This window comes from Corallococcus sp. AB032C, from assembly GCF_003668935.1.
Taxonomy (GTDB): domain Bacteria; phylum Myxococcota; class Myxococcia; order Myxococcales; family Myxococcaceae; genus Corallococcus; species Corallococcus exiguus.
The window spans coordinates 1-8,861 of sequence record NZ_RAWP01000189.1 but is presented as its reverse complement, the minus strand read 5'-3'; the positions used below and the strand labels follow the sequence as shown (position 1 = coordinate 8,861).

At 71.3% G+C, this 8,861-nt stretch carries 3 protein-coding genes; all 3 read right to left on the bottom strand.

The window, feature by feature from the left end; all coding sequences use genetic code 11:
- A partial coding sequence (locus D7X99_RS40495) for a transglycosylase domain-containing protein (protein ID WP_199756428.1) occupies positions 1 to 1,419 on the bottom strand: 1,419 nt, incomplete at its 3' end.
- Positions 1,419 to 7,316: an Ig-like domain-containing alpha-2-macroglobulin family protein gene (locus D7X99_RS40490; protein WP_147476405.1), complete on the bottom strand. Its 5,898-nt coding sequence runs from the start codon at positions 7,314 to 7,316 to the stop codon at positions 1,419 to 1,421. The genes D7X99_RS40490 and D7X99_RS40495, both read right to left, overlap by 1 nt.
- A gap of 423 nt (positions 7,317 to 7,739) precedes the next feature.
- The coding region (locus D7X99_RS42550) for a hypothetical protein (RefSeq protein WP_368667842.1) at positions 7,740 to 8,861 on the bottom strand (1,122 nt) is incomplete at its 5' end.

Genomic DNA, 8,861 nt, shown 5'->3' with positions numbered 1-8,861 from the left:
TGTGTATAAGAGACAGAGCCCCCGGTATGCCCGCGCCAGCTCGCGCAGCGTCACGTCCCCGTTGCCCAGCACGATGCCCACGCCGTAGTGCGACGCGCTCTCCTTGAGGCTCTGGAAGCCCGCCTCGCGCAGCACGCGCAGCACCTGCTCCGGCCCCAGCGCGTCCGCCACCCGCACCGCCGGGATGTTGTAGCTGGACGCCAGCGCAGCCCGCAGCCGCACCGGGCCGTGCGCGCGCCGGTCGTAGTTCTTCGGCACGTACGCGCCACCCGGCGTCGCCAGGTGCACCTCCACGTCCGCGAGCACGCTCGACGGCGTGAAGCCCTTGCTCAGCGCCAGCCCGTACGCGAACGGCTTGAGCGCCGACCCCGGCTGCCGCAGCGAACGCACGCCGTCGTTCTGCCCGCCCTTCTCCTCGTCCAGGAAGTCCGAGGACCCCACGTACGCGAGCACCTCGCCCGAAGCATTGTCGATGACGATGGCTGCCGCCTCGCCCACGCGCCGGTGCGCCAGGCCCCGCAGCTCCTCCGTGATGGCCTTCTCCACCGCCGCCTGGAGCGCAGGGTCGATGGTCGTCTCGATGCGCGACGCCCGGTCCAGGCCCAGCTCCGGCAGCCGCTGGAGCAGCGCCGTCGTCAGGTGCGGCACCTCGAACACGCGCTCCGGAGGCACCAGATCCAGCGGCGTCTCCTCCGCCAGCCGCGCCTCCTCCTTCGTCAGGAAGCCCTCCACCACCATGCGCGACAGCACATCGCGCATCCCGGCCATGGCCATCTCCGGCCGCCGGTACGGATCCCTCCGAGCGGGCGACCGAGCCATCCCCGCGAGCAGCGCCGCCTGCCCCGCCGACAGCCGCTCCGCCGGCCGCCCGAAGTACCGCCGCGCCGCCGCCTCCACGCCGAACGTGGAGTTCCCCAGCGGCACGCGGTCCAGGTACTCCAGCAGCACCTGCTCCTTGGGCAGGTGCGCCGTCAGCCGCAGCGCCCACAGCGCCTCGCCGGCCTTGCCCCACCACGAGCGCTCCCGAGGCACCAGCCTGCGCGCCAGCTGCTGCGGAATCGTGGACGCGCCGGACACGATGCGCCCGGCGGACACGTTGTCTCGCGCCGCCCGGGCCACCGCCACCACGTCCACGCCCGGATGCCACGTGAAGCGTTGATCCTCCGCGGCGATGAACGCCTGCCGCACCTTCGGAGGGATGCGTCCCTCCGGAAGGCCCACACTGCGTCCGTCCTCGCGGGAGAGCACCTCGCGCAGGGCGTGGCCCGTGCGGTCGGTGAGCACCAGCGAGGACAGCGCCTCGCGGGACAGCAACGTCCCCGGCAGGGGCCACGCGATGAAGCCCGCGCAGCCCACCACCAGGAGCGCCGCCAGTACCGCCACGGCGCGCACCGTCCCGCGAAGCGTGAGGCGCTTCATCACTTCGAAGCGACCTCGTCCGGCATCAGCACCGGGAAGCGCCCACCCTCGGAGCGGCCGAACACCTCCGGCGCGTACATCTCCTCCGCGTGCGCGGGCTTGAGCAGGAAGTCACCCGGCGTCGTGGCCCGGGCGACGAAGGTCGCCACGTGCACGCCAGGGGGCAGCTCGTCGGCGAAGAACACCACGCGGTCATCCCGCATCTCCGTGTGGTTGAACGGCGACCAGAACCGAGTCGCCCAGACGTTCTCGGACTCGTCCGTCTCCGACAGGTCCTCTTCGCTCTCGTACTCGTAGCCCTCGCCGGGGCCCTCCTCCTGACCGGAGCCCGCGGGGCCTGGCAGCCGCGCCGTGCTGGCCAGCGACGTGTCCACTGGCTCCAGGCCCGCGGGCAGCGGCACGTCCACCGCCACGAAGTTGCGCCGCATGGGCGTGGCCACGCGCACGCGCACTCGCACCAGCTCGCCCGCGCGCGCCGCCTTCGCCTGGCCGCCGCCCGTGTACGGCTCGAACCAGCGCTGGACGATGATGCCCCGGTCCATGGGGTCCACCGGCAGCTGCGCCGGTGCGTAGCGCAGCAGCGCCCCGTAGTAGAGGTTGCCCGTGCCGTTCACCCCGAAGGTGAGCGGCTGCGCCTTGTCCGCCGGGCCCAGCTTCTCCACCGGCACCTGCACCGTCTTCACGCCCATGTCGCGGCCCTTGAAGTCGGCGGAGGCAATCACCTGCCCGCCCAGCTTCACCACCGCCTCGAAGGACGGCGCGGCCGTCTCCTTGCGGCGCACCACCTCCGACAGCGCCATCAGCGTGAAGGCCGCCTCCTGCGTGTTGCGGAAGCGCCCATCACCCTCGCGCGCGGACGCCAGGTAGCGCCCCATCTTCGACACGTAGGGGTGGTCCGGCTGCACGTCCACCAGCGTCTGGAGCACCAGCGCCGTGGTGCGCGTGTCGGAGGACCAGAGCGGCGCGTACGTCTTCGCGTCCGTCTCCTGGAAGTGCACGCCCGCCGCGGACTCCTGGGCCTTGTTGAGCAGCTCCTGGAGCAGCTTCTGGCCCTGCGCGCGGTTGCCCTTCCCCACGAAGATGGCGTCCGTCAGCATCGCCTGCGCGAAGAGCGGCAGCTTCTGCCGCTGCTCGAACAGCTCGTTGTAGTACGACGGCCGCGGCGCCCCCATGCGAGACAGCGTGTAGAGCGCGAAGACCCGCGTCTCCAGGCCCGGCGCTTCGCAGCCATACGCGCACTGCGTGCACACGCCCGCGGCCACCTTGTCCGCCAGGTACTTCTTCGCCTTGTCGAGCACGGCCGCTTCCACCGGGTAGCCCACCTCCTTCGCGCGCGCCAACGCCAACGTCGCGTACGCGGACGCATACGGCGACGAGCACTCGCTGGAGGCCCAGAAGCGGAAGCCACCATCGTGGTTCTGGAGCGCCTGGATCTTGCGCACCGTCGCCGTCACCACCGTGTCCGGATCCAACGTGCCCTGCGTCTTCAGCGCGTCCTCGCTGAGGAAGCCGCGCACGAACGCCTGCTTCTGTTCATCCGAGCCGCCAGTCCACGCCACGCCGAACTTGCCGGACAGCTCGCGCAGCGCGACGAACGGCACCAGCCGCGACGACATCTGCTCCAGGCAGCCGTAGGGGTAGTCCACCAGCTGGTTCATCGACTCGTCGAACCCGCCCATCACCGTGGAGGACATCGTCAGCGAGAGGCCGCCCATGCCCGGACGCACGCCGCCGGGCGGCTTGAGCCCTTCCACGCGCTCGTTGGTGGTATCGCCGTAGACCGCCACCGCCTCCATGCCCACGGGCAGCTGCACGGGGATCTTCTGCTCCACCGCGTCCGTCTCACCGCCACCGGCGACGGCGAAGCGCAGCACCGCGGTGCCAGGCTGCTCGGCCACGAAGGTGAAGCGCACCTCGCGGGCCTTGCCGTCCAGCTGCACCGTCTTCTCCGAGGGCCCCTCCACGCGCACGCCCGTGAGCTGCGCGGTGACCTTGGCCTCCTTGATGGCCGGGTTGGTGGTGTGGATGACCACGCCCGCCTCCGCCTTGTCACCCACGCGCACCAGCCGGGGCAGCGCCGGCAGCGCCAGCAGCGGCTTGGCCACCTGCACCTTGCTCTCACCCACGCCGAAGCGGTCCGCGTCCGTCACGGCCACCGCCATGATGCGGAAGGTGGTCAGGTTGTCCGGCAACGTGAACTCCACCTTCGCCTGGCCCTGGTCGTCCGTCTCCACCGACTGGAACACCGCCGTCGTCTTGAAGTTGGACCGGATGCCGGAGCCCGTCGTGTCGGAGCCGCCGGAGCCGCCCGGCCGCGAGCCCTTCTCGCCGTACAGCTTGCGCAGCACCAGGTGGATGAGCGGCTCGCCGATGCGCACCGACAGGCCGCGCTCCTGGAACATCGCGTCCAGCGGATCCGGCGCCTTGTAGCCCGTCAGCCGCAGCACGCCCTCGTCCACGGCCCAGAGCGTGACTTCGGACTTCGTGCCCTTGCCCGTCGAGTCCTTCACCGCGACGTCCACCGTCACCTTGTCGCGCGGGCGCTTCTCCGGCGCGTCCGGCGTCAGCGCCACCGACAGGCGCTTGGCCTTCTTCTCCACCTTCAGCTGCGTGTAGCCCACGCGCACCGCGGGGCGGCCCGGGTCGTCGCCGGACTCGATGCCCTTGGCCGCCTCCACGCGGCCGCGCACCAGCACCACACCCACGAAGACGTTGGGGATGGCGCCTTCACCCAGCGGCACGTCCAGCGCGGTGGCGCTGCCCTTGAGCTTCACGCGGCGCACGCTGAGCACGCCCTCGCGCTCCACCGTGAGGATGGCGTCCGCCTGCGGATACGGGCTCTTCACGAGAATCTTCGCGGTGTCGCCCACGTCGTACAGCTGCTTGTCCGCCACCAGGTCGATGCGGTCCGTGTCGTTGCGCTGCCAGGACACCCAGCCGGAGCCGGTGACGTAGAGCGAGTCGCGCGTCGTCGCCTTGCGGCCCTTCGCGTCCGTGGCCACCGCCTCCATCACGTAGAGGCCGGGCTCGGCCGGGGTGAACTTGCACGGCTGCGGGGTCGCCGCGCTCTTCACCGAGCACTTCGCCGCCTCCGTCTCCACCGGCTCCGTGACGGTGAACCACTGCCCGCCGTCGCCCTTCTTGCGGATGGACTTCCACTCGCGGCGCTTGATGTTCACGTCCACCGCGACGCCGTCCTGGCGCTTGCCCTCGGGCGATACGGCGACCAGCTCCAGGGCCACTTCCTTGCCGGCCTCCGCGAAGCCGGTGGAGAGCGTGCGCAGGCCCGCGTAGACGTCCGCGGGGTGCACGATGATGAGGTTGCGGTTGGCGACGCGCTGGCGGTTGACGTCCTCCACCTCCGCCTCCAGCGTGTACTCCCACGTCTTGCCACCGGGCGCGTCCGCGGAGCCGACCGCCAGCGCCAGCTGGCCCTGCGCGTCCGTGCGGCCATCACCGGAGCCGAATGATTCGCTGCTGTGCTCCGGCTGGTCGTCGTCCCACCACCAGGTGTTCACCCCGAAGGTGAAGGCTTCATTGCCCGGGGGCGTGAAGAAGGAGCTCACCCGCTGCACGCTCCAGCGCACCTGCGCGTCGCCCATGGCGCCGCCGAACAGGTAGCGCGCGTCCACGCGGGCGGTGAGCGGCTCGCCGGCCGCGACGTCCTTCTTCGGCACCGCCACGTCCACGCGGAACTGCGGCGCGCGGTACTCCTCCACGCGGAAGGTGCCGCCGTAGCTCAGCGTCTCGCCGCCGACCTTCAGCTTCGCGGCCACGTCGTAGTAGCCGAGCGGCATGTCCTTGCCCAGCTTGAGGTCCGCGCGGAAGGTGCCGTACTTCGTGACGGTAGCCTCCGTCTGGAAGACCTTCTCGCCGCGCGAGCTGGTCACCGTCACCTGCGCCTTCGCGTTCGCGGGCGGCGACTTGAGCACGCCCAGGCGGCGGTAGCGCGCCACGCCCTTGAGCATCACGTCATCACCGGGGCGGTAGATGCCGCGGTCGGCGAACACGAAGCCCAGGCTGTCCGGGACGCGGCCCTCCCACGCGCTCTGCAGCGAGAACGCGCCGGGCGACATGCCGCCCTCCCACGTGGACAGCGTCACGCCGATGTCCGTGTCCTTCACCGCGGACACCATGGCCCAGGGCGTGTCCCAGGCGTTCTCGTCCTTGGGCTTGAGCAGCTCCGACAGGCCCGGCACCTTCGCGAGGCCGCTGGCGTCCGTCGTCCCCGTCCAGTGCTCCGTGCCCTTCTTGTCCCAGAGCGTGAGCTGCGCGTCCGGCACCGGAGCGCCCGTCGCCAGCGACGTCACCCACACCACGCCGGAGGCGGCGCCCAGCTTCGCGTGCACCGCCAGGTCCGTCACCTGCCCGATGACCCGGCGCGGGTACTTCTGCTTGAGCGACGGTGCATCGAGCCGCGCGAGGAACAGACCCGTCTTCGCCCCGTTGAACGCCGGGCGCAGGTCGAGCGGCGAGGTGCGCTCCAGGTTGCGCGCGGACTTCGTGTCCACCGTCGTCCGGTAGGGCTCCGAGGACGGCCACTCGCTGGTGTCGATGAGCTGCGCGAGCTGCGAGGGAGACAGCGCCCACACCTCCGCCTGCACCTCCGGGACGTTGGTCGTCACCAGCGGGATGGAGCCGTCACCGGACGCCTCCACCAGCGCCTCGCGCGAGCCGGAGTCGAAGGACGGCTCCACGTCCGACAGCTTCACCTGGCCCTGGAAGGCCGGGCCCGTCTGGCCGAAGAGGTCCTTGTACCCTTCCGCGACCTTGATCTTGTACGTGGTGCCGGGGCGGTAGCGGCCGGGCAGCGACACGTAGGGGTTCTTCAGCTCCCCGCCCGACCACGGCATCTGCGTCTGCACGCGCTCCCAGTCGATCTCCGCCTTCGGCTCCAGCGTCACCTTGCCCTTGAGCGAGGCCACATCCAGCTCGTTCGACGTGAAGAGGATGAGCGGGCCGTAGGAGCACTGCTCCTCGCCCCAGGTGAACACGCACGCGCCCGCGGACTCCACCTTGAGCGCGCCGTAGGTGGCGTAGGCGTAGCGCACCGCCTCGCCCATGGGCAGCGGGCCATCCGTGCCCGTCAGCGCACCGTCCACCACCAGGGTGAACTGCGTCCCCGAGGGCAGCTTCTGCGCGGGCTTCAGCTCGTACTTCACGCGGCGGTCCTGCGACTTGCGCGCCGGGCCGCTGCCCACCTGCACTTCCTTCACGTCCGCGAGAGGCGTCGTCTTCACCAGCGTGAGCGGCACCGGCGCGCCGGTCGCGGGCTCCAGGCGCGCGTGCTGCGCCAGGTCCTTCACGGCCTGGTTGAAGGTCAGCGTGAAGACCTGCTCCGGCTGCACCCAGCGGAACTCCGACTCCGGCTGCGCGGTCTGGAGCGAGGGGCGCTGCGTCTCGAACTGGAACGTGTACGGCTGCGCCAGCGCGGTGCCGTCCATGGCCTTGAGGCCCGCGGGCACCGTCACCGTGTACTGCGTCCCCATCTTCGCGGGCGCGCTCGGCACGAACTCCACGCTCGCGGAGCCCAGCCAGCGCCACTCACCTTCCAGCGCGGGGGCGATGGTCGCGGGGGCCGCCAGGCCCCGCTCCGCGGCGACCGAGCCCAGGGCGATCATCGGCTTGGTGAAGGTGATGGTCGGCCGGGCGCTGCCGTAGACCTGGCCCGTCGGCCGCGCGGCCGCGATGGAGAGCGGGCCCTGCGACGCGGCGTCCTCCGCGTCGATCTTCAGCGCGGGAGGCTCGGGCAGCGGCTCGACGGCGAGGCCAGGGGACTTCGAGGACGGAGTCGGCGCGGTGCCGGTCTCCGGGGGGCCGCCCTTCGAGTCCTTGTCGCCGCAGGAACACGCGGTGGCGACGACGAGGCAGAGGGCCAGCAGAGAGAGTCTGCGCATGATGGGGCTCACGAAGTTCCAGGGCGGGCACTCGTGGCTGTCCCCCCTGAAAAATGACGCGAGCACCGTACCATGGGGCACCCCGCCCCGCTGTCACTCCCGCGTCATCCAGTGAGTCGCGGATCCGAGCCTCGGATTCCGAGTGTTTGAGAGTCACGGCCCGGGCCTGGAACGCGTCCGTAACGCGGCCGGACATCCATCACGGGAGGGCCGTCCGCGAGCACGGAGGTGGGGGCGAAGGCCCGGGCGACGGACACGACACAGCCGCCCAGCAGCTTGCGCAGGTGGGACTTCGGACGGCGAGGGGATGACGCCATGGGTGCCTCCGGCCGGATGGGGAGACACCAAGGTGGAAGGGGCGAGGCGGCCGGGCCATCGCACCGGTGCGCAGCGCCCCTTCGTTCACTGGACAGTGGTGGGCCTTCAGCCGCCGTGGAGCAGCTTGGCGCCCGCGCCGAGCCCCAGCAGGAAGGCCACGATGACGAGCAGCAGCACCCAGCGCACGGCGATGCCGGTGGCGCGCGGTGACTGCTGCCCGACGGTGGCGCGAGTGGGCGCGGATTCGTCCGGCACGAGGATGCGGACCTGGATGGCGGCGGTGCGCAGCACTTCGTCCACGTCGGTGAGGAACTTCTCGTATTCCTCCGGGGCCAGCTCCAGCGGCGTGCCGTGCTGGAACTCGTAGCGCCTGGCCACGGCCTCATGGTTGCGCAGCGAGGCCTGTCCCTTGGCCACGTCCACCCAGCCCGCGACGAGCGCGGGGGCGGTCCCCTTGCGGTCCACGAGCGAGATGGCCTGACGGGCCTGCTTGCCGCCCGCGGTGCTGGGGCCCTCGGGTTCGTCCACGCGGAGGATGCGGTGCGGGGAGCGACCGTAGATCTTGTGCTGGAGCTCACCCTTGAGGCGCTCCGCGAGCAGCGCGGAGTGGGTGGCGAACATCGTGCGCAGCTCGGGCGTCGCTTCGGACTGGTTCGCGGCCTGCGCGGAGGGGAGCGGCGCGAAGATCATCGGCTCCGGCCGGCTGGCCTTGCGCGGAGGCGCGGAGGAACTTCCGTCCAGTTCGGCGCCATGGCCCGCGCGGATGATCTCCGGCAGCTCGAAGCTCTCCTCCTGCTTCGCGCCGTCACGGCCCAGGCGGGCGATTTCTGGCAGGCCCTGTCCCTCTTCGCGAACACCGCCACGAGCGGCGCCCGCTCCCCGGGGAGGGCGCGCGATCTCCGGGAGGCCCTGGCCTTCATCGCGAGCACCACCGCGTGAAGGACGGACGATCTCCGGAAGGTCCTGGCCCTCTTCGCGCGAGCCACCACGGCCTGAGCGCGCGTTCTCAGGAAGGCCCTGGCCTTCATCACGAGCACCACCGCGTGAAGGACGGACGATCTCCGGAAGGTCCTGCCCCTCTTCGCGCGCGCCACCGCGCGACGGCCGGACAATCTCCGGAAGGTCGTGCCCCTCTTCGCGAGTCACCGCACGCCCCGGACGCACGGCCTCTGAAGCACCCTGCCCGTTCTCGCGTGCACCGCCACGCGTTGGGCGCCCGCCCTCTCC